The organism is Geodermatophilus sp. SYSU D00758 (assembly GCF_054049955.1).
Genome location: NZ_JBJGYK010000018.1, coordinates 83,858 through 108,395, shown reverse-complemented (window position 1 = coordinate 108,395; position 24,538 = coordinate 83,858). Strand labels below are relative to the sequence as shown.

Annotated in this window: 22 protein-coding genes; 11 read left to right on the top strand and 11 right to left on the bottom strand. The window is 74.8% G+C overall.

Translation table 11 applies throughout. From position 1 onward, the window contains the following. Positions 1-93: 93 nt before the first annotated feature. Genes ACI8AC_RS15100 through ACI8AC_RS15080 form a run of 5 tightly spaced genes read left to right on the top strand, consistent with a single transcriptional unit; the run spans position 94 to position 3,596 of the window. Positions 94-666 carry an HdeD family acid-resistance protein gene (locus ACI8AC_RS15100; RefSeq protein ID WP_456898613.1) on the top strand — a complete coding sequence of 191 codons (573 nt, stop codon included), beginning with the start codon at positions 94-96 and terminating at the stop codon, positions 664-666. Between the two features lie 12 nt (positions 667-678). After that, positions 679-2,247, top strand: coding sequence for an MFS transporter (locus ACI8AC_RS15095; RefSeq protein ID WP_456898612.1), 1,569 nt, complete (start codon positions 679-681; stop codon positions 2,245-2,247). Then, positions 2,244-2,705, top strand: coding sequence for a DUF6325 family protein (locus ACI8AC_RS15090; RefSeq protein ID WP_456898611.1), 462 nt, complete (start codon positions 2,244-2,246; stop codon positions 2,703-2,705). Before ACI8AC_RS15095 ends, ACI8AC_RS15090 begins: the two co-directional genes overlap by 4 nt. Before the next feature lie 44 nt (positions 2,706-2,749). After that, a complete protein-coding gene (locus tag ACI8AC_RS15085; RefSeq protein WP_456898610.1) occupies positions 2,750-3,073 on the top strand; it encodes an SHOCT domain-containing protein in 324 nt (107 codons plus the stop codon). Between the two features lie 40 nt (positions 3,074-3,113). After that, complete coding sequence (locus tag ACI8AC_RS15080; protein ID WP_456898609.1) at positions 3,114-3,596, top strand: DUF1269 domain-containing protein; 483 nt, start codon at positions 3,114-3,116, stop codon at positions 3,594-3,596. Between the two features lie 77 nt (positions 3,597-3,673). Here the strand turns inward: ACI8AC_RS15080 and ACI8AC_RS15075 are convergent, their stop codons facing one another. The 6 genes from ACI8AC_RS15075 to ACI8AC_RS15050 form a co-directional block, all read right to left on the bottom strand. Continuing rightward, positions 3,674-3,958 (bottom strand): STAS/SEC14 domain-containing protein, encoded by a 285-nt coding sequence (locus ACI8AC_RS15075; protein WP_456898620.1) that lies wholly within the window; start codon positions 3,956-3,958, stop codon positions 3,674-3,676. 197 nt (positions 3,959-4,155) lie between these two features. Next, on the bottom strand, positions 4,156-4,467 hold the full coding sequence (locus tag ACI8AC_RS15070; RefSeq protein ID WP_456898608.1) for a three-helix bundle dimerization domain-containing protein: 312 nt from the start codon (positions 4,465-4,467) through the stop codon (positions 4,156-4,158). A gap of 108 nt (positions 4,468-4,575) precedes the next feature. Beyond that, positions 4,576-5,769, bottom strand: a complete 1,194-nt coding sequence (gene fahA / locus ACI8AC_RS15065) for a fumarylacetoacetase (RefSeq protein ID WP_456898607.1) — start codon at positions 5,767-5,769, stop codon at positions 4,576-4,578. Between the two features lie 55 nt (positions 5,770-5,824). Continuing rightward, positions 5,825-7,030, bottom strand: a complete 1,206-nt coding sequence (locus ACI8AC_RS15060; protein ID WP_456898606.1) for a cupin domain-containing protein — start codon at positions 7,028-7,030, stop codon at positions 5,825-5,827. A gap of 80 nt (positions 7,031-7,110) precedes the next feature. Beyond that, positions 7,111-8,706 (bottom strand): FAD-dependent monooxygenase, encoded by a 1,596-nt coding sequence (locus ACI8AC_RS15055; protein ID WP_456898605.1) that lies wholly within the window; start codon positions 8,704-8,706, stop codon positions 7,111-7,113. A 3-nt stretch (positions 8,707-8,709) separates the two neighbouring features. Continuing rightward, positions 8,710-9,672, bottom strand: a complete 963-nt coding sequence (locus ACI8AC_RS15050; RefSeq protein WP_456898604.1) for an MBL fold metallo-hydrolase — start codon at positions 9,670-9,672, stop codon at positions 8,710-8,712. Between the two features lie 691 nt (positions 9,673-10,363). On the opposite strand from ACI8AC_RS15050, the gene ACI8AC_RS15045 reads away from it, so the two are divergent. Then, the gene (locus ACI8AC_RS15045) at positions 10,364-11,800 is read left to right on the top strand and encodes an aldehyde dehydrogenase family protein (RefSeq protein ID WP_456898603.1); all 1,437 of its coding nucleotides are present in this window, start codon (positions 10,364-10,366) and stop codon (positions 11,798-11,800) included. Between the two features lie 155 nt (positions 11,801-11,955). Here the strand turns inward: ACI8AC_RS15045 and ACI8AC_RS15040 are convergent, their stop codons facing one another. The 4 genes from ACI8AC_RS15040 to ACI8AC_RS15025 are packed head-to-tail and all read right to left on the bottom strand — an operon-like array spanning position 11,956 to position 16,933. Continuing rightward, positions 11,956-13,401, bottom strand: coding sequence for a gamma-aminobutyraldehyde dehydrogenase (locus tag ACI8AC_RS15040; RefSeq protein ID WP_456898602.1), 1,446 nt, complete (start codon positions 13,399-13,401; stop codon positions 11,956-11,958). Positions 13,402-13,441: 40 nt separating this feature from the next. Beyond that, positions 13,442-13,816, bottom strand: coding sequence for a hypothetical protein (locus tag ACI8AC_RS15035; RefSeq protein ID WP_456898601.1), 375 nt, complete (start codon positions 13,814-13,816; stop codon positions 13,442-13,444). Then, entirely contained in the window at positions 13,803-15,398 is a 1,596-nt protein-coding gene (locus ACI8AC_RS15030; RefSeq protein WP_456898600.1) for an FAD-binding oxidoreductase, read from the bottom strand. Before ACI8AC_RS15030 ends, ACI8AC_RS15035 begins: the two co-directional genes overlap by 14 nt. A 2-nt stretch (positions 15,399-15,400) precedes the next feature. Further along, positions 15,401-16,933 (bottom strand): (Fe-S)-binding protein, encoded by a 1,533-nt coding sequence (locus ACI8AC_RS15025; protein ID WP_456898599.1) that lies wholly within the window; start codon positions 16,931-16,933, stop codon positions 15,401-15,403. A gap of 101 nt (positions 16,934-17,034) precedes the next feature. Here ACI8AC_RS15025 and ACI8AC_RS15020 point away from each other — a divergent pair, with 101 nt between their 5' ends. From ACI8AC_RS15020 to ACI8AC_RS15005, 4 genes are all read left to right on the top strand, one after another. Continuing rightward, positions 17,035-17,841 (top strand): FadR/GntR family transcriptional regulator, encoded by an 807-nt coding sequence (locus ACI8AC_RS15020; RefSeq protein WP_456898598.1) that lies wholly within the window; start codon positions 17,035-17,037, stop codon positions 17,839-17,841. Beyond that, positions 17,838-18,557 carry a cache domain-containing protein gene (locus tag ACI8AC_RS15015; protein ID WP_456898597.1) on the top strand — a complete coding sequence of 240 codons (720 nt, stop codon included), beginning with the start codon at positions 17,838-17,840 and terminating at the stop codon, positions 18,555-18,557. The genes ACI8AC_RS15020 and ACI8AC_RS15015 overlap by 4 nt, the downstream gene beginning before the upstream one ends. A gap of 158 nt (positions 18,558-18,715) precedes the next feature. Further along, positions 18,716-20,251 carry an APC family permease gene (locus tag ACI8AC_RS15010; protein WP_456898596.1) on the top strand — a complete coding sequence of 512 codons (1,536 nt, stop codon included), beginning with the start codon at positions 18,716-18,718 and terminating at the stop codon, positions 20,249-20,251. After that, a complete protein-coding gene (locus ACI8AC_RS15005) occupies positions 20,248-21,291 on the top strand; it encodes an LLM class flavin-dependent oxidoreductase (protein WP_456898595.1) in 1,044 nt (347 codons plus the stop codon). The genes ACI8AC_RS15010 and ACI8AC_RS15005 overlap by 4 nt, the downstream gene beginning before the upstream one ends. Positions 21,292-21,443: 152 nt before the next feature. On the opposite strand, the gene ACI8AC_RS15000 is transcribed toward ACI8AC_RS15005, so the two are convergent. Further along, positions 21,444-23,021, bottom strand: a complete 1,578-nt coding sequence (locus ACI8AC_RS15000) for a PucR family transcriptional regulator (protein ID WP_456898594.1) — start codon at positions 23,019-23,021, stop codon at positions 21,444-21,446. A 141-nt stretch (positions 23,022-23,162) separates the two neighbouring features. On the opposite strand from ACI8AC_RS15000, the gene gabT reads away from it, so the two are divergent. Next, positions 23,163-24,521, top strand: a complete 1,359-nt coding sequence (gene gabT / locus ACI8AC_RS14995) for a 4-aminobutyrate--2-oxoglutarate transaminase (protein ID WP_456898593.1) — start codon at positions 23,163-23,165, stop codon at positions 24,519-24,521. Positions 24,522-24,538 lie beyond the last annotated feature (17 nt).

Here is a 24,538-nt window from a genome sequence, read left to right as displayed (position 1 = left end):
GCGCCCGGGGATCCTCCGCCGCGGATGAGGCGGGCACCGGGACGTGGCGCGACCGTCGGGTCCGCACTCCTGCCCGCGCACCCGGAGGTAGCCATGTCCGCGCCCGTCTCCGACCGCACCGGCGGGGCCCCACCCGGACGCACGACCCGTGCCGGCCGGACCGCACTGGTGGTGTGCGGGATCGCCGCCGTCGCCGTCGGCGTCGTCCTGCTGTTCAACCCGACCGCCGCCGCCCGGACCCTCGCGCTGCTGGTGGGGCTCGCCCTGGTGCTCGGCGGGCTCCTCGAGGTCTCGGCCGCCCTCGCCGGCGGGCGCAGCGGGTGGGGCGTCCTGCTCGGGCTGGTGCTGGTCGTCGGCGGGGTGATCGCCGCGGTGTGGCCCGGGATCACCCTCTGGTCGCTCGCGGTCATCACCGGCATCGCGCTGCTCGTGCACGGCGTCGCGCGGCTCGCGCTCGCCGTCGCCGTCCGCCGGGAGACGCCCGGCTGGGGGTGGCTGGCGGTCGCGGGCCTGCTCAACGCCGTGGTCGGCGTCCTCGCGCTGGCCTGGCCGGAGGCCACGGTGCTCGTGCTCTCGGTGCTGTTCGGCGCGCAGGTGCTGGTCTTCGGCGGGCTCCTGCTCGTCACCGCGGCCCTGCTGCCCCGCCCGGTGCCGGCCGGTCGCTGAGGAGCGCCCGTCATGACCCCACCCGGGACCCCGGGCCGGACGGCGGCCGCGGCGCGGGGCGCGCTGCTGCCGCTGGCGCTGGCGCAGTTCATCTGCAGCTTCGCCGGCTCGAACATGAACGTGATGATCAACGACATCAGCGCCGACCTGGACACCACCGTCCAGGGCGTGCAGGTGGCGATCACGCTGTTCCTGCTGGTCATGGCCGCCCTCATGATCCCGGGCGGGAAGCTCACCGACCGCTACGGCCGCAAGCGCTGCTTCAACGCCGGCCTCGTCGTCTACGCGGTCGGCGCGCTGCTCAGCGCGGCGGCGCCGGGCCTGGGCGTGCTCATCCTCGGCAACTCGATCCTCGAGGGGATCGGCACGGCGCTGCTCATCCCGCCCGTCTACATCCTCACGACCCTGCTGTTCACCGACGTGGCCTCGCGCGCCAAGGCGTTCGGGGCGATCAGCGCGGCCGGCGGGGTGGGCGCCGCGACCGGTCCGCTCATCGGCGGGCTGATCACCACGGCCATCAGCTGGCGGGCCTCGTTCGTGTTCCAGGCGCTGGTCATCGGCGGCATCGTGTGGCTGGGCCGGCGCATCCAGGACCCGCTGCCGGCCGACCCGGGCCGCCACTTCGACGTCCGGGGGTCGATCCTCTCGGCGGCCGGCCTGGTCCTCCTCGTCGGGGGCGTCATGGCCGCCGACGACAACGCCTGGCTGACGGTCACCCTGCTGGGCGCCGGGGCGCTGTTCCTCGTCGGCTTCTTCGCCTCCATCCGGGCCGACGAGCGGGCCGGCCGCGAGCCGCTGCTGTCGACGTCCCTGTTCCGCAACCGCACGGCCAACCTCGGCATGGTCACCCAGAACGTGCAGTGGCAGGTGCTGCTGGGGACGTCGTTCGTCGTGGCCGCCTACCTGCAGGTCGTCCGCGGGTACAACGCGATCGAGACCGGAGTCATCTTCACCGCGGCCACCGTCGGCCTGCTCCTGTCGTCGCTGGGGGCGGAGCGGTTCGCCAAGCGCCGGGCCCAGCGGACGCTGATCTCGGCGGGCTTCGCGGTCACCCTCGCCGGCGTCGGGGTGCTGCTGGGCCTGGTCGCGTGGACGCCGAGCGTCTGGGCCTTCGCCCCCGGGCTGTTCCTCATCGGGTTCGGGGTCGGCGCGATGCTGACCCCCTCGGTCAACGTCGTGCAGTCGAGCTTCCCGGAGGAGAAGCAGGGCGAGATCTCCGGCCTGTCCCGCAGCGTCTCGAACCTCGGCTCGTCCATCGGCACGGCGGTGGCCGGCACCGTGCTCGTCGCCGGGATCGCGGCCACGCCCGGTCGGTCGTACGCGCTGGCGGTGGTCGTCCTGGCCGGGGTCGGGCTGCTCGGCCTGGTGGCCGCGCTGTTCCTGCCGCGGGACGCCGGCGTGGTCCGGTCCGGGCCGGCGGAGGTCCCGACCCCGCGGCCGGGGGAGCGGGCGGGCCCCGGACCCGCGGCGCACTCGTCCGTGCGGGATGACGCGGGACGCGCGGGCCCGGCCGACGCTGGGCCGCGCAGGAGGCCGCCGGGTTCGCGGACGGCCACGGACCCGCAGGGAGACCACCGATGACCGCTGACCTCGACGCCGCCGCCGTCCTCGACGAGATGGGACCGGTCGACTACCTGGTCGTGGAGTTCCCCGTCGAGGGGTTGCGGGGCGAGATCTTCCCGCTCCTGGTCGATCTCGTCGACCGCGGCACCATCCGCGTCCTCGACCTCGCGTTCGTCCGCAAGGACGAGGACGGGACGGTCAGCACGGTGAGCGTCGTGGACGTCGACGGCATGGCCGCGCTGGATGCCGGCCTCCTCGATGGCGTCCGGTCGGGGCTGCTGGGCCCCGACGACCTCCAGGAGGCGGCCGCGGCCATGGAGCCGGGCCGGGCGGCCGGTGTCCTGCTCTACGAGAACACCTGGGCCGCCCCGTTCGCCTCCGCCTGCCGCCGCGCCGGGGCGCAGCTGGTGGCCAGCGGACGGATCCCGGTCCAGTCGCTGCTCGCGGCGCTGGAGGAGACCGAACGGGCCGGCTGAGCCCGGCCACCCATCACCCGTCCACCGATCGACGAGGAGGTCCCATGCCAGGTCTGCTCAGGGGGGTCGCGCGCACGGCCGTGGTCGCCGGCACCGCGACCGCCGTGTCCAACCGGGTGTCCCGCCGCCAGGCCGGCCGCTGGGCGGCCCGGGACGCCGCCCGGCAGCCGGCCGCCCCACCGCCGGCCTATGCGGAACCGGCCTACCAGCAACCGGCCTACCAGCAGTCGGCGCCCCCGCCCCCGCCCGCGGGGACAGGCACCGACGCCCGGCTCGCCCAGCTCCGCGAGCTGGGGCAGCTGCACGAGGCCGGCGTCCTGACCGACGAGGAGTTCGCCCAGCAGAAGAGCCGGATCCTCGGCTCCTGACCCGCACCGCACCCGCACACCGACACCCCGAGGAGAACCGATGGCGACGATGACCGTGTGGAAGTTCCCGACCGCCGATGGCGCCGAGATGGCCGAGGAGACGCTGAAGGACCTGCAGAAGCAGGGGCTGATCACCGTCCACGACGCCGCCGTCGTCAGCTACCCCGAGGGCGCGAGGAAGCCCAAGACGCGCCAGCTCAACAGCGTGGCCGCCGCCGGGGCCCTGGGCGGGGCCTTCTGGGGGATGCTGTTCGGGCTCATCTTCTTCGTGCCGCTGCTCGGCATGGCCGTCGGCGCGGCGTCGGGGGCGCTCGCCGGCAGCCTCACCGACGTCGGCATCGACGACGAGTTCATCAAGCGCGCCCGCGCGGAGATCAAGCCGGGGACCTCGGCGCTGTTCGTCCTGACCTCCGGCGCGGTGGTCGACCGGGTCCAGGAAGCCTTCGCCGGGCAGCACGTGGTGCTCATGGAGAGCAACCTGAGCCGCGAGCAGGAGGACAAGCTGCGCGAGGTCTTCGCCTGAGGCTCCCGCGTCCCCGCGAGGACGCCAGCGGTGCCCACGCCCCGGCCCGCCGGGACGTGGGCACCGCTGCCGTGCGGTCAGCCCACCGGCGCCGCGCCGGCCGTGGCCTGCTCGTCCGCCGTCTCCTGGTCGGCGGCGATCCAGGCCTTGGCCCGGTCCAGCTCGCGGACGGGGAAGGCGCGCATCCGGCCTGGCAGCAGGACGGAGAGGACCCGCATCGCCGGGCGGAGCCACTCCTCGTCGCTGACCACCGCGACGCGCTCCCACGCGGTCGGGTGCCGCGCGGCGAAGCCGAGCTCGGCACCGGTCGCATCACCCTCGTGCTCGCGGACCTCGGGGCCGAGGACGTACAGCAGCCGGATCCTGCGACCTCGGCCACCTCGCGGCGCAGGACCGGGGCGACCACCGCGTCGAAGTCGTCGTCGTCGACCTCACCCCTGGCGGTGAAGCCGAGCGTGCCCGGTGGCATGTCGTGCAGTCTCCTGAGCATCGCGTCCTCCCGGGGCGCATCGTGTCCTGCCCTGCCCGCCGGCGACCTCCGCCGGGGCGGTCCGCCGGCTCACCGGCTCGCGACCAGCCGTGCGGGCTCCGTGCGGGGGTGCGGCACCGCGGGGGTCCCCGCGGGGGTCCCCGCGGGTGCCGGCGAGGTCTCGCGGGCACGCCGCCGGTAGGCCGCCCGCAGCTCCTTCTCGACCAGGACCGGCACGAAGGTCTGCACGCGGGCCCCGGCGAAGCGCTGCAGCAGCTCCGCGGTCCGGGCCTCGACCTCGGGCCGGGGGACGCCGTACGTCTCGCTGATCCGCTCCACCAGCGGCCCCACGAAGTCGGCCCCGGGTGTTCGGTCCGGATCGCGGGTCGGCCTGTCGCTCACGGTTCCCGCTCCCCTCGCCGGTCGGTCCCGGACGCAGGGTGCCCTGCTCCGGGTCCGCCGGGGATCACCCGCGCCGGATGACCGGCCGGTCTGATCCCCGGCCGTGGCTCACCGGGCCGGCTCGACCCGCCCGGTCACCTCGCCGAGGGCGATCCGGCCGCCGTCCCGGCCGGGTGCGGTGGCGGTGATGGTGACGACGTCGCCGTCCTCGAGGAAGGTGCGGGTGGAGCCGTCGGTGAGGGACAGCGGCTCCTCGCCGCCCCAGGACAGCTCGATGAGGGAGCCGCGCTGGTCGCGCCCGGGGCCGGAGACGGTGCCCGACGCGTAGAGGTCGCCGGTGCGCAGGCCGGCGCCGTTGACGGTCATGTGCGCCAGCTGCTGGGCCGGGGTCCAGTACATGCCGCCGAACGGCGGGCGGGAGACGACCTCCCCGTTGAGGCGCACCTCCAGGGTGAGGTCCAGGCCCCACGGCTCGGCGCCGCTGTCGTCGAGGTAGGGCTGCAGCGGCACGTCGCGGGCCGGCGGTGGCACCCGGGCGGCCTCCAGGGCGGCCAGCGGCACCACCCAGGGGGAGACCGAGGTGAGGAAGGACTTGCCGAGGAAGGGGCCCAGCGGCACGTACTCCCAGGCCTGCAGGTCGCGGGCCGACCAGTCGTTGACCAGGCACACGCCGAAGACGTGGTCGGGGAAGGCGCCGATCGGCACCGGGCTGCCGAGCTCCGAGCCGGTGCCGACGACGAACCCGACCTCGGCCTCGATGTCGAGGCGCTGCGAGGGCCCGACGGTGGGCGCCGCGTCGGCCGGCGCCTTGCGCTGCCCGGAGGGCCGGACGACGGGGGTGCCGGAGACGGCCACGGTGCCCGACCGGCCGTGGTAGCCGATCGGCAGGTGCTTCCAGTTCGGCGTCAGCGGCTCGGAGTCGGGGCGGAACATCCGGCCGAGGTTCTCCGCGTGGTGCTGGGAGGAGTAGAAGTCGACGTAGTCGGCGACCTCGACCGGCAGGTGCATCGTGACCCGGTCCCGGGGGAGCAGGTGCGGCTCGACGCGGGCCCGGTGCGCCTCGTCGGTGAGCCACCCGGTGACCCGGGCCCGCAGGTCGGCCCACGCCCGCGGCCCGCGGGCCAGGAAGGCGTTGAGCGAGCCCGTGCCGTGCAGCGGGTCGCCGGTGACCGCGGCGAGGTCGAGGACGGCGTCCCCGACCGCGACCCCGGTGCGCCGGCGGCCCGAGGCGTCGGAGAAGACGCCGTAGGGCAGGTTGTCGAGGCCGAAGCCGGTGCCGTCGGGCAGGTCGGGCCAGCTCATCTCGGGGCCCCCGCGGAGACGTGGAGCGTCAGCGGGGCGTCTTCGTGGGGTGTCCTCATGCGGCCGGCCCCCGGCCGGACCAGGTCCAGGCGTACCTGCCGTCGTCGGCGGCGGTGCCGGCCTCGCCGAGGTCCAGCGGGCGGAAGGTGTCGACCATGACCGCGGTCTCGTCGAAGTACTCGACGCCGAGGGCGTTCTCGACCGCGCCGGGCTGCGGGCCGTGGGAGTGGCCGCCGGGGTGCAGGCTGATCGAGCCCTTGCCGATCCCCGAGCCCTTGCGGGCCTCGTAGTCGCCGTCGACGTAGAACATGACCTCGTCGGAGTCGACGTTGGAGTGGTAGTAGGGCACCGGCACGGCGAGGGGGTGGTAGTCGACCTTGCGCGGCACGAAGTTGCAGATCACGAAGTTCTGCCCCTCGAAGACCTGGTGCACCGGCGGGGGCTGGTGCACCCGGCCGGTGATCGGCTCGAAGTCGGCGATGTTGAAGGCGTAGGGGTAGAGGTGCCCGTCCCAGCCGACGACGTCGAAGGGGTGCTCGGGGACGACGTGCACCGTGCCGGCCAGCCCGCCGGGCCCGCGGCCGCGGTGCTTCACGTAGACCTCGACGTCCGTCCCCTCCTGCAGCAGCGGCTCGGCGGGGGCGCGCAGGTCCCGCTCGCAGTAGGGGGAGTGCTCGAGGAACTGCCCGTAGCGGGACAGGTAGCGCTTGGGCGGGGCGATGTGGGAGTTGGCCTCGATCGCGTACGTGCGCAGCGGCTCGGTCCCGGTGGGGATCCAGCGGTGCGTGGTGGTGCGCGGCAGGATGACGTAGTCGCCCTGGGCGACCTCCAGCGCGCCGAAGACGGTCTCCACGGTGGCCGACCCGCGCTCGACGTAGACGCACTCGTCGCCGGTGGCGTTGCGGTAGTAGGGCGAGGGCAGGCTGGACACGGCGTAGGAGATGCGGACGTCGGCGTTGCCCAGCACCAGCCGCCGGCCGGTGACCGGGTCGACGGCCTTGTGCTCCTCGCCGGGGAACAGGTCGTGCAGCTTCAGGTGCCGCGGCACCAGTGGGGCGTTGGGGGTCAGCGACTGGTCGGGCAGCTCCCACGGGCGGGCGTCGACGATCGCCGACGGGACGCCCGCGTGGTAGAGCAGCGCGGAGTCCGAGGAGAAGCCCTCCTCGCCGACCAGCTCCTCGTAGTAGAGCCGGCCGTCGGGACGGCGGAACTGGGTGTGCCGCTTCGGCGGGACCTCGCCCACCTGTCGGTAGAACGCCATCGGGCATTACCTCCTTCGGCCCCCGTGCAGGGTCCCGCCGCGAGTTCGCGAGCGGCGGGGGGCACGGGGGTCCTCTTTCTCTAGGCCGGGACGGGGGAGGGGATCGGGCAGGCGAGGGACCGCGCCACCGCGCCGGCCACCGCGGCCGGGTCGGTGAGGACGGCGGCGACGTGGGCGTCGGGGCGCAGCACCCACACCTCGCCGGGGCGGGCGCCGAGCGCCTCGGCGAGCAGCCCGCTGCGGTCGAGGTCGCCGATGCGGTGCACCGCCACCGGTGCCCCGCCGGCGGGCGGCCCGGGCGGCACCGCGTCCGCCGGGACGTCGTCACCGAGCAGGACGGTGACGCCCTCGCGGGCCAGCCGGCGCAACCGGACGACGTCCGGCCGCCCGGCCACCGTCACCGGGCAGTCGGGCACCAGCACCCCGGGGGCGGGCGCCGGGACCTCGCCGCGGGCCGGGCGGCCGGGGAACGGGCGCTGCGGGTCGGGGGTGGTCAGGGGGGAGTCGACGTACCAGAACGGTTCGGCCAGCCGGCCGGAGTCGACCTGGGCCCGCGCGGCCGGGTCCGCCGCCGCCCGCTCGAGCACGTCGAGCCGGTGCGCCGCCTCCTCGGGCGTGCCCGGGACCAGGAAGCGCATGGTGGCCCCGGTGACGTCGAGGTTCTCCAGGGCCGCGGCGTGCCGCTCGGCGTGGTAGCTCTCCAGCAGCTCCTCCGGCGCCCAGCCGCGGCGCACGAAGGCGACCTTCCAGGCGGCGTTCTCGGCGTCCAGGACCCCGGAGTTCAGCCCCCGCGCGCCGAACGGGCTGACCAGGTGGGCGGCGTCGCCGGCGACCAGCACCCGCCCGACCCGCATCCGGTCGACCACCCGGGAGTGGAACCGGTAGACCGACTTCCACACGATCTCGTAGCCGCGGTCGCCGATGACCTGGCGGATCCGCCGGTCCAGCGCCCCGGAGGCCTCCTCGGCGGCCAGGTCGAACTCCGGCGGCACCTGCCAGTCGATCCGGAAGGTGGAGTCGGGGCAGGGGTGGATGAGCACCTGCCGGCCGGGGTTCCACTCCGGGTCGAAGTAGAACCGCCGCTCGGTCTCCCAGCCGGGCAGGTCGGTGCGGATGTCGCAGATGAGGAACTGGTCGCCGAAGGTCTGCCCGTCGAAGCCCAGGCCCAGCATCCGGCGGACGGCGTCCCCCCGGGCCCCGGCGCAGGCCAGCAGGTGGCTGCCGCGGACCTCCGCGCCGTCCGCGCAGGTCACGGTGACCCCGGTGCCGTCCTGCGCGATGCCGACGACCTCCGCGCCCCACCGCACCTCGATGCGGGGCTCGGCGGCGATCCGCTCGTCGAGCAGGTCCTCGGTCTCGCACTGGGAGATGTTGACGAACGGCGGGAAGGGGGAGCGGCCGCGGTCGGCGAAGGCGACGGAGAACAGCTCGCGGTCGCGGTGGAAGGTGCGCGCCGTCGTCCAGGTGACGCCGCGGCGGGCGACCTCGGCGCCGACGCCGACGGCGTCCCACACGTCGAGGACGTCGCGCTGCTGGCAGATCGCCTTGCTGCCGACCGGGTCCCGCTCGGCGCGGGCGTCGAGGACGACGACCGGCAGCCCCCAGCGCGCCAGCAGCAGCGCGGCGGTCTGCCCGACGGGGCCGCAGCCCAGCACGAGGACGGGGACGTCGTCCACGGCTCAGCCCTGCAGCTCGGCCCAGACGGCGCGGTCGCGCTCGGCGGTCCAGATGACGGGGCGCTCGACGCCTGCGAACTCGTCCCACAGCCGGGAGACGTCGAAGGGCAGGCAGTGCTCGAAGATCGGCCAGCTGCCGTACTGCGGGGCCAGCGCGGCGTGGGTGGCCTCGAACGCCTGCTTGAGCGTGCCTCCGGCGCGGTGCACGTCGCCGACGGTGCGCTGCATGGTGAGCAGGAAGTCGCGGGTCTGCTCGATGGCGGCGTCGACCTCGCCGCGGCCGCGGGCGATCTTCCCGCGGCCGCCGACCAGCTGCTCGGCCCCGAGGGCCTTGACCCGGTCGAGGGTGCCCGCGGCCCAGTCGAAGTGGAAGGCGTCGCCGGTGTAGAGCGCGGCCTGGGACTCCACCAGGTCGCCGGCGAAGACGATCTCCTGCCGCGGCAGCCAGGCGACGATGTCGCCCTCGGTGTGGCCGCGGCCGAGGTGCTCGAGCACCAGCTCGCCGCGGTCGCCGCCGAGGTCGATGGTGAGCTTGTCGCGGAAGGTCATCGTCGGCCAGGTCAGGCCGGGGATGGACTCGGGCTCCTCGAACAGCCGCGGCATCCGGCCGTACTCGCTCTCCCAGTCCTGCTGCCCGCGCTCGGCGATCAGCGCCTTCGTCTGCTCGGAGGCCACGATGACCTCGGCGTCGAAGGCGCTGGCGCCCAGCACGCGCACGGCGTGGTAGTGCGACAGCACCAGGTAGCGCACCGGCTTGTCGGTGTGCTCGCGCAGCCTGGCCAGCCAGCGGCGGGCGGCGACCGGGGTGGCCAGGGCCTCGAAGCAGACGAGGAAGTCCTCGCCCTCGATCGCGCCGAGGTTCGGGTCACCCTCGGCGGTCAGCGCGTACACGCCGTCGGCGAGCACCTCGAGGGTCTGCTCCTTGACGCCCAGGTCGGCGGAGGAGGCGAAGGGCTTGGCGGCCATGGGGGCATCTCCCGTGCGCGTTCGATATGCGAGCGATGTATCCGCTTTTCGCGACAACCGTACGTCGGTGTGGGCGCGGGCACAACACCCCCGATGCTGCTCCGCCGGGCCCGTCCGCGCGACGCCCGGGAGCGCCGGGGTCGGGACCGGCGGCGCCGGTCGATCGCCTCGAGGACGGTCGTGCGGCCCTTCCCGAGCTCGCGCTCGGCCCGCTCCGCGCGGTCGAGCTGGGCGTCGCGTCCATCCGCGCGATGCGCTCGCGGGCCTCGGGGGCGGTGAGGTCGAGCAGTCCGGCGGCCGCGCGGGCCTCCTCGGCCGCGTCGGTGTCCGGCACGTGCCGCCCGCCCCCGCCCTCCTTGGCCCGCTCGGTGGCCCGCCGCTCCTCCTCGTCGAGCAGCTGCCACGCCGCGTCGGGCAGGTAGCGCCGGGGCCGGCCGCCCTCGCGGGCCCGGTCGCCGGCCTCGATCCCCTCCTCGAGCCGCTCGCGCAGCTCCGGCTCGGTGTGGTCCCGCGCGCAGTCCTGGGCCGACCTCCCGCTCATGCGGGCGCAGCACCCCGGCGGGCCGCCGGTGACGCCGGGGTGCCGGGACGGCGCGTCGCCCGGTGGCCGGTGGCCGGTCCGGCGCTCCCCGCGGCGGGCCGGCGTCCGCAGACTCGGTCCACCACCCCGCACGTCCGTCGAGGAGGACGCATGACCACCCCGTACTGGGTCGCCGGCCGGCCGGCCACCGGCACCGAGGTCCTGGAGGTCCGGTCGCCGTGGGACGGCGCCGCGGCCGGCCGGACCACCCTGGCCACGCCCGCGGACGTCGAGGCCGCGGTCGCCGCCGCGGTCGCCGCCCGTCCCGCGTGCGCCGCCCTGCCGGCCTCCGCCCGGGCCGCCGCGCTGGACTCGGTCTCCCGGCAGCTGGCCGAGCGGGCCGAGGAGGTCGCCGCGCTCATCACGGCGGAGTCGGGCAAGCCGCGCAAGTGGTCCCGGCTGGAGGTCGCCCGCGCGGTGTCCACCTTCCGCTGGGGTGCCGAGGAGGCCCGCCGCTGGTCGGGCACCCTGCAGCGGCTGGACACCGACCCGGCCGCCACCGGGCGCCTGGCGCTGGTCCGCCGCGCGCCCCGCGGGCCGGTCCTGGGCATCGCACCGTTCAACTTCCCGCTCAACCTGGTCGCCCACAAGGTCGCCCCCGCGATCGCCGCCGGCGCACCGATCGTGCTCAAGCCGGCACCGGCGACCCCGCTGTCGGCGCTGCTGCTGGGCGAGCTGCTGGCCGGGACCGACCTGCCGGCCGGCGCCTGGTCGGTGCTGCCGACGACCAACGAGGTCGCCGCCGAGCTCGTCCGCGACCCGCGGCTGCCGGTCGTCTCCTTCACCGGGTCGGTGCCGGTCGGCTGGTCGATCCGCGAGTCGGCGCCGCGCAAGCACGTCACCCTCGAGCTCGGCGGCAACGCCGCGGTCGTCGTGGGGCCGGACCAGGGCGACGAGAAGTCGCTCGACTGGGCGGCCTCCCGCATCGCGACCTTCGCGATGTACCAGGGCGGGCAGTCCTGCATCTCCGTGCAGCGGGTCTACGCCCACCGCGACGTGGCCGGGGCGCTCACCGAGCGGGTCGTCGCCGCGGTGCGGGTGCTCGGCACCGGCGACCCGGCCGACCCGGCGACCGACGTCGGACCGCTGGTCGACGAGCAGGCCGCCCGCCGGGTGGAGAGCTGGGTGGACGAGGCGGTGGCCGCGGGTGCGACCGTGCTCACCGGCGGCACCCGGGACGGCGCCACCTACGCACCGACCGTGCTCACCGGCGTCCCCGCCGACGTCAGGGTGTCCTGCGAGGAGGTGTTCGGCCCGGTCGTCGTCCTCGACGCGGTCGACTCGCTCGACGAGGCCTTCGAGCGGGTCAACGACAGCCGCTTCGGGCTGCAGGCCGGCGTCTTCACCCGCGACCTGCAGGTGGCCTTCCGGGCCGCGCAGGTGCTCGAGGTGGGCGGCGTGGTGATCGGCGACGTGCCCAGCTTCCGCGCCGACCAGATGCCCTACGGCGGGGTGAAGGACTCCGGCACCGGCCGGGAGGGCGTGCGCGCGGCGATGGAGGACCTCACCGAGGAGCGGGTGCTCGTCCTCACCGGCATCGACCTGTAGCCCCCTCCCTCCGGGCCCCTCCCTCCGTGCCCCCTCTTCCGTGATCATGGGCTTCTTGCAGGCGACACGCTGCGGCACGCCGGGCAGGCCTGCAAGAAGCCCGTGATCGACCCGGGGAGGGGCCGGGGAGGGGTCGGGAGGGGACCCGGGGCGGATCAGCTCTCGATGTTGGCCATCACGTGCTTGACGCGGGTGTAGTCCTCGAACCCGTACATCGAGAGGTCCTTGCCGTAGCCGGAGTGCTTGAACCCGCCGTGCGGCATCTCGGCGACCAGCGGGATGTGGGTGTTGATCCACACGCAGCCGAAGTCCAGCGCCTTGCTCATCCGCATGGCCCGGCCGAAGTCCTTCGTCCAGACGCTGGAGGCCAGCCCGTACTCGACGCCGTTGGCCCAGGCCAGGGCCTGCTCCTCGTCGCTGAACCGCTGCACGGTGATGACCGGGCCGAAGATTTCCCGCTGCACCATCTCGTCGTCCTGGCGCAGGCCGGCGACGACGGTCGGCTCGACGAAGAAGCCGCGGTCACCCTGCCGCCGCCCACCGGTGGTGACCTCGGCGTGGTCCGGCGCCCGGTCGAGGAACCCGGTGACGTGCGCCAGCTGGTTGGCGTTGTTCACCGGCGGGACCAGCGCGTCCTCGTCCCCGGCGCCCCCGTCGAAGGTGGTCTTCGTGCCGCGGGCCTGCTCGGTGAGCGCGGCGACGAAGTCGTCGTGGATCCCCGGCCCGGCCAGCACCCGGGTGGCGGCGGTGCAGTCCTGGCCGGCGTTGAAGTAGCCGGCCACCGCGATGGCCTCCGCCGCGGCCTCGAGGTCGGCGTCGTCGAACACCACGACCGGTGCCTTGCCGCCGAGCTCGAGGTGCACCCGCTTGACGTCGCGGGCCGCGGTCTCGGCCACTTGCATCCCGGCCCGGACCGACCCGGTGATCGAGACCATCTGCGGGGTCCGGTGCTCGACCAGCGCCCGGCCGGTGTCCCGGTCGCCGCAGACCACGTTGAACACGCCCGGGGGCAGGAACTCCGCGGCCAGCTCGGCCATCCGCAGCGTGGTCGCCGGGGTGGTGTCGCTGGGCTTGAGGACGACGGCGTTCCCGGCGGCGATCGCCGGCGCGAACTTCCAGACCGCCATCATCATCGGGTAGTTCCACGGCGTGACCTGGCCGATGACGCCGACCGGCTCGCGGCGGATGAACGAGGTGTGCCCCGCCATGTACTCCGCGGCGGCCTTGCCCTCCAGGTTGCGGGCCGCGCCGGCGAAGAACCGGATCTGGTCGACCATCGGCGGGATCTCCTCCGACGCGGTCAGCCCCAGCGGCTTGCCGGTGTTGCGGCTCTCCAGCGCCACCAGCTCCTCGCCGTGCGCCTCGATGGCGTCGGCGAGGCGGAACAGCGCCAGCGACCGCTCCGAGGGCGTGGCGTCCCGCCACGTCTCGAAGGCGCCCGCGGCCGCCCGGTACGCGCGGTCGACGTCCTCGGGCGAGGACACCGGCGCGGAGGCGAAGACCTCACCGCTCGAGGGGTCCACCAGGTCCGTCCGGCGGCCGTCGGCGCTGTCCACGTGCTCGCCGCCGACGAAGTTGCGCAGTTCGAGCTTCTCGCTCACCGAAGATCCCTCTCGTCCGACTCCACGACTGATCCGGTCGTCATGATCCTGCGGGGCCACCGATCGGTCCAGCCGCGGGGCCCCCGGCCTGCGGATCCGTGGCCCCGACCCCGGCGGACGGCTCCGCCTCGACCTCCGCCAGCAGCTCCGAGCCGGTGACCACCCGGTCGGCGAAGTGCCGGTGCATCCACTCCAGGTGGTCGTGCCGGCTGCGCATGATCCGCAGCGTGTCCCAGTTGGGGAACACCTGCTGCAGCACGTGGGTCTGCATCAGCCGCGGGTCGACCTCGTAGACGTGCTCGAAGGTCGTCTGCGCCACCTCGCTGACCCGCACCGGCGCCGGCGGCGTGTGCTGCTCGGCGAACCGGTAGGGGGCCGTCGGCCCCGGGCCGGGAGGCTGCTCATCGGTTCTCATCGGTGGTGTCCCTCCCGTAGGCCCGGTCGAGCAGGTACTTGCCCGGGTTCATGATGTTGTTCGGGTCCAGCGCGCGCTTGACCTCGAGCATCACGTCGAAGCCCTTGCCGAGCTCCTGCGGCAGGAGGTCGACCTCGCCCTCGCGGCACGAGCCGTGGCAGGCGCTCATCGAGCCGCCGTGCGCGATCGCGACCGCGGCGATGTCGCGCTTGGCCTTGACCCAGGCGTCCCAGGCCGCGTCGTCCAGGCGCTGCTCCCAGATGCCCACGTCGATCTCGGTGAGGTAGTCGACCCCGGTGGCGGCCGAGGTGTAGGCGAACATGCCCCAGTCGTCGAAGACGTCGGTCTTCCGCCGCAGGTCGGCGATGATCTCGTGCCACGCGCGGCTGACCGCGGGGACGGCGGAGTAGTTCACCGCGGCGTCCTCGCAGTGCCAGGACATCGGGATGACCTGGCCGTCCTTGGTCCGCCCGTGCAGCGGGGTGGCGTACCGGTCGTGCCGGGCCGCCCAGTCGCCCTCGCTGATCTCGTCGCCGAGGTAGCGGGCGCGGTGTTCCTTGGCGATGCGGAACAGCCGCCGCCCGCCGGCCCGGACCTCGTCCTCGTACCCGTACATGACCGCGCAGACCAGCGCGCGGACGTCGGTCGGCTGCGGGATGTAGGCCTCGTCGTCCCGGCGCAGGTAGGCGACCTTGTGCTCGTCGAAGAGCACCGCACCGGCGAAGGTGGCCACGCCGGCCCGGGCGAGCGCGCCCACGCAGGCGTGGGCGTCGTCGTAGCTGTCGAACGCCCAGAACGGCGAGAGCTCGGCCTCGGGCTTGGGGAACAGCTTGAGCGTCGCCTTCGTGGCGATGCCGAGCGTGCCCTGGTGGCCCATGAACAGGTGCTTGAGCTGGTACCCGCTCGAGCTCTTGCTGATCTTGCCGCCGATGCCGTCCCCGACGTGCAGGACCTCGCCCGTGGGCAGCACGTGGTCGAAGCTGAGCACCAGGTCGCGGGTGTGCCCGTAGCGCGACCCGATGAGCGACCAGCCGCTGGTGCCGATCCGGCCGCCGACCAGCGAGCACGGGTAGGACGCCGGGTCGTCGGGGTAGAACAACCCGTGCCGGGCCAGGCGTTCGTTGAGCTTGAGCATGTTGATGCCGGTGCCGACGGTGACGGTCCGGTTGACCAGGTCCAGCTCGTGGACCTGGTTCATCCGCTTGACGTCGACGACGATGCCGCGGCGCATCGGCACCGCGCCGTCGGTCAGGCCGGTGCCGCCGTCCCGGGGGACCACCGGGATGCGCAGGTCGTTGGCGATCTTCACGACCTCGGCCACCTGCTCGGTGGAGGTGGGCAGCACGACCGCGTCGGGGACCCGCTCCGACCAGCGGTGCACCGGGAACGGCGCGGGCACCCGGGCGCGGTTGTAGCGGTCGGTCTTGGCCAGCAGGACCTGGTCGTCGGCGAGCACCCGGCGCAGCGCGGTGACCAGGGTGGTCAGCGTCGCGTCGTCCAGCGGCTCCCGGGTGAACGGGGCGGTTCCGATGGGCTGGGTGCCGATCGGCTGGGTGCCCAGGGTCGGTTCGGTCGTCGTCATGGTCAGTGCCCTCCGCACCCGCAGCCGCCGGAACCGTTGCCGCAGCCACCGCCGCAGCCGCCACCGCCGCAGCCGCCGTGCGAGCCGCGGGTCCGCCGCGCCCGCCCGGGGACGCCGGTGCGCTCCTGGGCCAGCCGGCGGTCGCCGACGTCGCCGCGGGAGCCGCCGACGGTGATGCCGAGCGACTGGGCGAACAGCTCGTGCAGGTCCACCACGTCGATGTCCTCGGCGTCGCCGGCCTCCGACAGGGGCCGCTCCGACCACGGGCAGGCGCTGACGAGGGTGTCCACGTCGAGCTCGGCGGCCCGCTCGAGCCGCATCGCGCTGATCTTCCGCGTCAGCTCGGGCTTCTCGATGGGCAGCCCACCGCCGCCGCCGGAGCAGTAGGACCACTGGGTGACCCGGTCGACGTCCTCGAACCGGAGCCCGGGGATGGCGCGCAGCAGCTCGCGGGGCTCGGCCCAGATGCCCTTGCGCTTGTTGAGCCGGCACGGGTCGTGGTAGGTGATCGCGCGGTCCACCGGGACGGTCGGGGTCAGCCGGCCCTCGCGCAGCAGCTGGGCCAGGACCTCGACGACGAGCACGACCTCGATGTCGAACTCCTCGCCGAAGTACTTCGGGTAGTCCTCGGTGAAGCTGATGTAGTCGTGCGGGTCGAGCACGAGGACCCGCTTGGTGCCGGTGGCGCGCCAGTTGTCCAGGTTGTGGCGGGCGAAGCGCTGCGCCTGCTCGGCGTAGCCCATCTCCGCGGCCGGGCCGCCGCAGCACCACTGCTCGCCCATGAGGCCGAACTCGTAGCCGGCCATCTGCAGCATCTGGGCCACCGCGCGGGGCACCGACGTCCGGTAGAAGGCCGCCTCGCAGTCGACGAACAGGACCGTCTCGCCGCCGACCGGGATGTCCAGACCCTCGGCCCAGTCGCGGACCGACTCCTGGCCGACCGGGGTCTCGCCGAGGACCGGCTCGTGGGTGCGCAGGTCGGTGCGCTCGTTCCACGACTTCCAGCCCGGCTGGTGCACGCCGCTCTCGACGGCGAGCGACCGCACCGCCTTGACGACGTCGACCGTGCGCGTGCGGAACCGGTAGAAGTCGCCGGTGAACAGGGTGTTGGGGCAGCGCAGCTCGCAGGCGCCGCACTGCGTGCAGTTGACGTAGTCGGCGGCGATGTCGGCGATGTCGAGCTCGCCGCGCTCCATCGCGATGACGTTGGCGTGGAAGGCGGTCGGCGTCCAGGACTCGTTGCGCTCGACCTGGGTGACCGGGCAGACCTCGCGGCAGAACTTGTGGCCCGACGAGAAGCAGTTGTACGACGTGTTGCGCCACTGCTCGACGAACGCGGCCGTCCGCGGGTCCTGCCGCGGCGGGGGGACGGGGCCGGCGAGCGTCTCCGGGTAGTCCGCCAGCTCCGGCCGGTTGGACGGGGCGCCCGGCGTGAACGGCTCGGACAGGGCGTCGATCTGCGGCGGCGGGGCGCCGTCGCCGGAGGCGGTGTCGGGGGTGGCCCCGGGCGCCCGGTCGGGCTGGACCTGTGTCACTGCGTGCTCCTCGTCACAGGGGGGCTGGGGTGTGCGCCACGCTAACGGGCATAACCTATGGAATCAACGGTTAAGCTGCGGTTGCCGGGGTGTCACACTTCGTGGCAGACCCCTTCCGGGAGGCGACCGTGCAGCTGCTCAGCGGTGACGCCCGGCGCGCCGTCTTCGCCCCGCTGGACGACGGCGCGCTGCGCAGCGAGGCGGTGGTGCGCCGCGTCGGCAGCGCGATCGCGCTCGGGCTGCTGGCCGACGGCGAGCAGCTGCCCACCGAGACCGACCTCGCCACCATGCTGAAGGTCTCCACGGTGACCCTGCGGGAGGCGCTGGCCGAGCTGCGCAAGCTCGGCCTGGTGGAGACCCGCCGCGGGCGCGGCGGCGGCAGCTTCGTGCGGGCGCGCGACGACGTCCTGGCCGAGCTCGCCGAGACGCGCCTGGTCGAGCTGGGCACCACCGACCTGCGCGAGCTCGGTGACGTGCACGCCGCGGTGGCCGCGGCGGCCGCCCGGCTGGCGGCGGTGCGCGCCTCCCGGACCGAGATCGCCCGGCTGCGCGACATCGTCGACCGGCTGGCGTCGGCCGGGTCGGTCACCGGCCAGCGGCGCACCGACGGCCGGTACTACATCGAGCTGGCGGCCTGCGCCCAGTCGGTGCGGCTCACCATGCAGGAGATGGACCTGCACCTGGAGCTGGGCCAGCTGCCCTGGCCGCCGGCGCACTCGCCCGGCCTGCTCGACGTCATCGTCGCCGGCCACCGGGCCGTCATCGACGCGATCGAGCACCGGGACGCCGCCTCGGCGCGGGCCCTCACCGAGGCGCACATCGAGACCCGCACCCTCTGGTCGGTCGAGCTGCGGCTGCAGCGCCTGGGTGGCACCCCCGCCGCGGGCGCCCGCCGGGAGGTCTCGTGACCTCCGGGCGGGCGGGGGAGACCGAGCGGGTGGCGGCCGCGGTCTCCGACCTCGTCGAGCAGGTCTTCGCCACCGTCGGCCGGGTGCACGAGGCGGTGCTGCGCTCGGTCGAGCACTCCGGGCTGCGGGCCGCGCGCTGGGTGCTGCCCGAGGGCGTGCAGCAGCTGCTGCGGGCGCCCGGCCAGCTCGCCGTCGGGCTGGGGCTGGTGGTCGCGCCCCGGGCCGAGGAGGGGCTGCCGCTGCGCCTGGAGTGGTGGCAGGCCGACCCGGACGGCGGCGAGGTGCGCACCCTCGAGCCGGACCTGCGACCCAGCAGCCTGGGCTACTACGACTACACGACCGCCCCGTGGTTCGACGTCCCGCGCCGGACCGGGCGGCGGTACGTCTTCGGCCCCCACGTCGACGTCCACGGGACCGGCCGCTACGTGCTGACGCTGACCGAGCCCGTGGAGGCCGGCTGCGGGTTCGTGGGCGTGGCCGGTGCCGACGTCCCGGTGCGCCGGTTCGAGACCTCCGTGCTGCAGCGGCTCGGTGGGGCGGTGGCGCCGTTCCTGCTGCTCAACGAGGAGGACCGCGTCGTCCTCTCGACCTCGCCGGGGTGGCTGGTCGGGGACCTGCTCGCGCCGGGCACCTTCCCCGGGGGGCCGGTGGCCGGGATCGCCGGCACCCCGTGGCGGCTGGTCCCCGTCGACGAGCGGAGCCGGCTCGACGCCTGACCGCGTCCCGGGCCGCCGGCAACGGCGGGGCAACACGAAGGCAACCGCAGGTGTCTTGTCCTCTGAACTCTGGCTCTATAGGTTTTCCCGGACCGTGTGGCCCGAGGCACACCGGCAACCGTCGGCGGCGCCCGGCCACCCACCTGCGAGGAGAGCCCGTGACCCCACCCGGAGCACACGCCGGCCCGAGCGACGACGACGCCCAGCTCGCCGCCCTCGGGTACTCCGGCGAGTTCCAGCGCAGCATGGGCCTGTGGGCCAACATGGCCCTGGGGTTCACCTACCTGTCACCGCTGGTCGGCGTGTACTCGCTGTTCGCCTACAGCCTCTCCATCGGCGGCCCCCCGGCGATCTGGTGGATCGTCATCGTCGGGGTCGGCCAGCTGCTGGTCTCGCTGGTCTTCGGTGAGGTCGTCTCGCAGTACCCCCTGGCCGGGGGCATCTACCCGTGGACCCGGCGGCTGTGGAACCGCCGCTACGCCTGGATCGTCTCGTGGATCTACATCTGGGCGATCATCGTGACGGTCACCGCCGTCGCGGAGTTCGGCGGTGGCTTCGTGGCCGCGCTCTTCGACATGGAGGCGACGCCGGCCGTCGTCCTCGGCACCGCGGTCGGCCTGCTCCTGGTGGCCTTCGCCGTCAACTACAGCGGCACCCGGACGCTGGCCCGGATCGCCCAGCTGGGCCTGGCCGCCGAGCTCGTCGGCGTCATCGCCCTGGGCCTGTTCCTCCTGCTCTTCCGCCGCGAGCAGCCGTTCTCGGTCTTCTTCGACACCCTCGGCGCCGGCGGCGGGGACGCCTACCTCGGGGTCTTCCTGGCCGCGTCGCTGTCCGGGCTGTTCCTCTTCTACGGCTTCGAGGCCTGCGGCGACGTCGCCGAGGAGGTCGCCGACCCCACCCGCCAGATCCCGCGCGCCATGATCCTGACCATCCTGGTCGGCGGGGTCTCCGGCTTCCTGTCCTACGCCGGCTACGTGCTGGCCGCGCCCGACCTGCAGGCCATCGTGGCCGGGGAGGACGCCGACCCGATCCCGTCGATCCTCGTGAGCTCCCTGGGCACCGCCGGGTCGAAGGTCTTCCTGGTCGTCATCGTGATCGCGTTCCTGTCCTGCGTGCTCTCCCTGCAGGCCGCCGGCAGCCGGCTGCTCTACGCCTTCGCCCGCGACCGCATGCTGCCGGCCAGCGGCTGGCTGGCCCGCGTCTCGCCGCGGCACGCCGTCCCCACCAACGCCCTGCTCGTGGTGTGCGTCGTCCCCGTGCTGATCGCGGTGTTCGTCTACTTCCAGGAGGGCATCCTCGCCCGCGTCACCGCCTTCGCGGTCCTCGGCATCTACGTGTCGTTCCAGGCCGTGGTGCTGGCCGCGCTGCGCCAGCGGCTCCTGGGTTGGCGCCCCGCCGGGCTGTGGAACCTGGGCACGGCGGGCCTGGTCGTCAACGTGCTGGCGCTGGCCTACGGGATCTTCGCGATCATCCTGCTCGTCAAGCCGGCCCCCGGCACCGAGACCTTCCTCGACCGCTGGATCGTGGCGATCGGCCTGGCCGTCGTCGCGGGCAGCGGGCTGCTCTACCTGTTCCTGGCCCGCCCCGACCGGCAGTCCTCGCACGTCCCCGAGGGCGATGCCCGCGAGGTGGCGGCGCGACTCCGGCAGATCCGGCGCGACGGCCGCGCCGTGGTGAGTGAGGAGATCCGATGAGGTTCAGCTACGCCATGCTGCCCGACTACCCCCTCGAGGAGTCGCTCCGGGCGATCACCCTGGCCGACGAGCTCGGCTTCCACGCGGTCTACGCCGCCGACGAGACCTGGCACAAGGACCTGTGGCTGCTGTTCGCGGCGGCCGCCCGGCAGACGTCGCGGGTGCGGATGGGGCCCAGCGTCTCGGCGGTCACCCTGCGCGAGCCGACGCTCATCGCGCAGGCGGCCGCCACGCTCGACGAGCTCTCCGGGGGCCGCGCCGAGGTGGTCCTCTCCAGCGGCAACTTCGGCCTGCTCGCGCAGTACAAGACCGACTGGACGAAGACCAAGCCGCTGTCGCGCGTCGTCGAGGGCGTGCGGGTGATGCGCACCTTCCTCGACGAGGGCGCGATCACCTTCGACGGCGAGTTCTTCTCCTACGACGGGTTGTTCACCTTCGCCCGCCCGGTGCAGGACCACCTGCCGGTCAAGATGGGCGCCATGCGCGGGCCGCGCTCGTTCCAGGCGGCGGCCGAGCACTCCGACGGCTGCCACCACGCCCTCAGCTACACCCGCGAGGCCTACGAGTACGCCGCGGAGAACCTGCGGATCGGCGCCGAGCGGGCCGGCAAGGACTGGACGACGCTGGACTTCGGCGCCTGGGTGGTCGTCTCGGTCGGGCGGGACTCCGCCGCGGCCAAGGACGCCGCCCGCAGCATGGTCGGCATCTACGCCTCCTCGATGCCGGCCGAGCAGCTCGAGCGCAACGGTGTCGACCCGGACAGCCTCAAGCCGATCATCGACGCCATCGCCGGCGGGGACCTCGCCCGCGGCATCGAGCTGACCACCCCGGAGATCGCCGAGAAGCTCTCCTTCTCCGGCACCCCGGAGGAGGTCACCGCGAAGATCAAGGAGATCCAGCCGACCGGGGTCAACCACCTCATCGCGGCCATCACCGACGCCTCGCTGGTCAAGGCCTTCACCGGCCGGGAGCTGGCCGGGGTCGCCACGGTGGAGGAGCAGCTGCGGCTCATCCACGACGAGGTGATGCCCGCCTTCTAGAAGGACCCTCCTGCCCCCCACCCCTCGCCGACGCTCGGGGCGGGCCCCTGCAGGAGGGCCGCTCCTGCCCCCCACCCCTCGCCGACGCTCGGGGCGGGCCCCTGCAGGAGGGCCGCTCCGTCGCGCTCGCGGGATGGGAAGCCATGCCTGCGTCAGGGGTTCTCCGACGGGGGCATGGCTTCCTCTTCCGCGCCTCTGGCTGCGACTGCTCGGTCCGGTGACCCCGGCGGGTGCAGGGCCAGCCACAGCTCGGCCCGGACGCCGGGGGAGTCCAGGTCCCGGGCGGGCCGCTGCTCGGCCCGCCGGATCCGCTTGCGCAGGGTGTGCCGGTGCACCCCGAGGGTGGCCGCGGCCGGCTCCCACTGGCCGTGGGCGGCCAGCCAGGCCCGCAGCGACCCCACCAGGTCGCCGGGGCCGGCGCGGTCGGCGGCCACCAGCGGGGCGAGCACGGCCCCGGCGAAGGCGGCGGTCGCGTCGGGGTCCAGCAGCGCGGCGAGCCCGCGACCGGCCAGGTCGGCGAAGGCGGTCACCGGCCGGCCGGTCGCCCGGCCGTGCTCGGCGGCCTGCCGCGCCTGCCGCACCGCCTCGGCCAGCCCGGCCCACGGTGCCGGTGGCGCGGTCCCGAGGACGGCGCCGGGCACCCTGCCGGGGAGGCCGGACAGCCACCCGGCGGGGTCCGCGCCGGGGCCGGTCAGGAGGACGAGCGCGCCGTCGCACTCGGCGGCGAACACCGGGGCGCCCGCGTGCGCCGCCGCGTCGGCCGCGACGTCGACGGCGGCCGCCCGCTGCTCGGCGCCGCCCAGGACGACGTGCGCGCGCACCGGCGCGGCGGGCAACCGCTCCCCGAGCGCGGCGAGCACCGGGACCACGTCGTCGTGCCCGCCGGCCAGCAGCAGGCGCAGCAGCGCGGCCCGCAGCGCCGCGGTCGCCCCCTCCAGCGCCCGCGACTGCTCCAGCCGGAGGGTGAGCAGCAGCGCGGCGGCGTCCACGACGTGCCGGTCGGCCGCGGGGAAGCGGTCGGGGCGGCCGACGGCGAGGAAGCCCCGGCTGCGCGGCCCGGTGCCCAGCGACTGCAGCAGCACCGTCTCGCCGGGGTCGGTCAGCGCGGCCCCGGCCGGGGGGCGCACCCCGCGCAGCCGCTCCACCGCGGGGGCGAGGTCGGCCGCTCTCCGGCGCGCCTCCCGGGGCGCGGCCTCCAGCGGCGTCCCGGTGGCGTCGACCAGCAGCACCCAGGCGCCCAGGTGCCGGGCGAGCCGCTCGACGACCGCCCGGGCCGCGCCGGCCGTCGCCGCCGCGCGGGTGAGCTCCTGCTGCACCGCCGAGGCCCGGGCCACCGCCGCGTACTCCTCGGCGGCCAGCGCCGCCGACACGGCCCGGGAGATCGCGATGAACGGCGTCCGCCGCGGGACCTCGAGGACGGCGACGCCGCGGGCGTCGGCCGCCGCCACGAGCTCGGCGGGCACCTCCGGCAGGCCGAGCCCGGTGCCCAGGCCCAGCCCGACCACCCCTGCGTCGGCCAGCCGGCCCACGTAGGCCGCCGGGTCCTCCCCCCCGCGGGCCAGCGGCAGCCCGGTGGTGAGCAGCAGCTCGCCGCCCTCCAGGAACGGCGCCGGGTCGGCCAGCTCGCTGACGTGCACCCAGGACACCGGCCGGTCCACCGGGGCGGAGCGCGTGTGCAGGACCAGCCCCAGGGACCGGGTGTCCCGGAGCGAGGCCACGGTGACCGGCACCCGCCCCCCTCTCGACGATGTGGACACCCGGACGTCCACGGCGCGCCGGAGTGGACGGTACCGGGGAACCGGGTAGGGGTCCCAGGCTGGAACCCGCCCCGTCCCCTGGGCGGGGGAACCCGTGCCCCGCGAGGAGAAGCGATGACCGACCTGCTCACCGGCCCCGACACGCTGCCGCAGGAGCGACGCCTGGTGACCGAGGTGCCCGGCCCCCGGTCCCGCGAGCTGGCCGCGCGCCGCGCCGCGACCGTCTCCTCCGCGGTCGGCAGCACCCTGCCCGTCTACGTCGAGCGCGCCGGCGGTGGCGTGCTCGTCGACGTCGACGGCAACTCCTTCATCGACCTCGGCTCCGGCATCGCGGTGACCAACGTCGGCAACGCCGCGCCGGCGGTCGTGGCCGCGGTGCAGGAGCAGGTCGCCGCCTTCACCCACACCTGCTTCATGGTCGGCCCCTACGAGGGCTACGTCGCCGTCTGCGAGGAGCTCGCCCGCCTCACCCCCGGCGACCACGAGAAGCGGTCCGCGCTGTTCAACTCCGGCGCCGAGGCGGTCGAGAACGCGGTGAAGGTGGCCCGGCACGCCACCGGGCGCCAGGCGGTCGTCGTCTTCGACCACGCCTACCACGGCCGGACCAACCTCACGATGGCCCTCACCGCGAAGAACATGCCCTACAAGCACGGTTTCGGGCCCTTCGCCGGGGAGGTGTACCGCGTCCCGATGTCCTACCCCTTCCGCGACCCGGAGGGGATGACCGGCGAGCAGGCCGCGGCCCGCGCGCTGGCCCTGGTCGAGACCCAGGTCGGGGCGGAGAACGTCGCCGCGGTGCTCATCGAGCCGGTCCAGGGCGAGGGCGGCTTCGTCGTCCCGGCCCCGGGCTTCCTGCCGGCGCTCGCCGACTGGTGCCGGCGCTCGGGGGCGGTGTTCGTCGCCGACGAGATCCAGACCGGGTTCTGCCGCACCGGCGACTGGTTCGCCTGCGAGCACGAGCAGGTCGTGCCCGACCTGGTCACCACCGCCAAGGGCATCGCCGGCGGGCTGCCGCTGGCCGGCCTCACCGGTCGGGCCGAGCTCATGGACGCCTGCCACACCGGCGGCCTGGGCGGCACCTACGGCGGCAACCCGGTCGCCTGCGCCGCCGCGCTGGCGACCATCCGGACCATGCGCGAGCAGGAGCTCGCCGGGGCGGCGCGGGCCATCGAGGCCACCATGCTGCCGCGGCTGCGCGCGCTGCAGGAGCGGACCGGTGCCGTCGGCGACGTGCGCGGTCGGGGCGCGATGCTCGCCGTCGAGCTGGTCCGGCCCGGCACGTCGCAGCCCGACGCCGAGCTGACCGCCCGCATCTCGAAGGCCTGCCACGCGCAGGGCGTGGTGACGCTCACCGCCGGCACCTTCGGCAACGTGCTGCGGTTCCTGCCGCCGCTGGTCATCGGCCAGGAGCTGCTCGGCGAGGCGCTCGACGTCCTCGACGCCGCCTTCGACGAGCACGCCCCCGCCCGGTGACGTGGCCGGCCGGCCGG

What these genes read in the sequence shown, in the direction of transcription:
- ACI8AC_RS15045 (WP_456898603.1), top strand. Translation starts at nt 10,364, where the DNA reads ATGACCACCCCGTACTGGGTCGCCGGCCGGCCGGCCACCGGCACCGAG.
- ACI8AC_RS15035 (WP_456898601.1), bottom strand. Translation starts at nt 13,816, where the DNA reads ATGAGAACCGATGAGCAGCCTCCCGGCCCGGGGCCGACGGCCCCCTAC.
- ACI8AC_RS15060 (WP_456898606.1), bottom strand. Translation starts at nt 7,030, where the DNA reads ATGGCGTTCTACCGACAGGTGGGCGAGGTCCCGCCGAAGCGGCACACC.
- ACI8AC_RS15100 (WP_456898613.1), top strand. Translation starts at nt 94, where the DNA reads ATGTCCGCGCCCGTCTCCGACCGCACCGGCGGGGCCCCACCCGGACGC.
- ACI8AC_RS15085 (WP_456898610.1), top strand. Translation starts at nt 2,750, where the DNA reads ATGCCAGGTCTGCTCAGGGGGGTCGCGCGCACGGCCGTGGTCGCCGGC.
- gabT (WP_456898593.1), top strand. Translation starts at nt 23,163, where the DNA reads ATGACCGACCTGCTCACCGGCCCCGACACGCTGCCGCAGGAGCGACGC.
- ACI8AC_RS15095 (WP_456898612.1), top strand. Translation starts at nt 679, where the DNA reads ATGACCCCACCCGGGACCCCGGGCCGGACGGCGGCCGCGGCGCGGGGC.
- ACI8AC_RS15005 (WP_456898595.1), top strand. Translation starts at nt 20,248, where the DNA reads ATGAGGTTCAGCTACGCCATGCTGCCCGACTACCCCCTCGAGGAGTCG.
- ACI8AC_RS15030 (WP_456898600.1), bottom strand. Translation starts at nt 15,398, where the DNA reads ATGACGACGACCGAACCGACCCTGGGCACCCAGCCGATCGGCACCCAG.
- ACI8AC_RS15090 (WP_456898611.1), top strand. Translation starts at nt 2,244, where the DNA reads ATGACCGCTGACCTCGACGCCGCCGCCGTCCTCGACGAGATGGGACCG.
- ACI8AC_RS15050 (WP_456898604.1), bottom strand. Translation starts at nt 9,672, where the DNA reads ATGGCCGCCAAGCCCTTCGCCTCCTCCGCCGACCTGGGCGTCAAGGAG.
- ACI8AC_RS15080 (WP_456898609.1), top strand. Translation starts at nt 3,114, where the DNA reads ATGGCGACGATGACCGTGTGGAAGTTCCCGACCGCCGATGGCGCCGAG.
- fahA (WP_456898607.1), bottom strand. Translation starts at nt 5,769, where the DNA reads ATGAGCTGGCCCGACCTGCCCGACGGCACCGGCTTCGGCCTCGACAAC.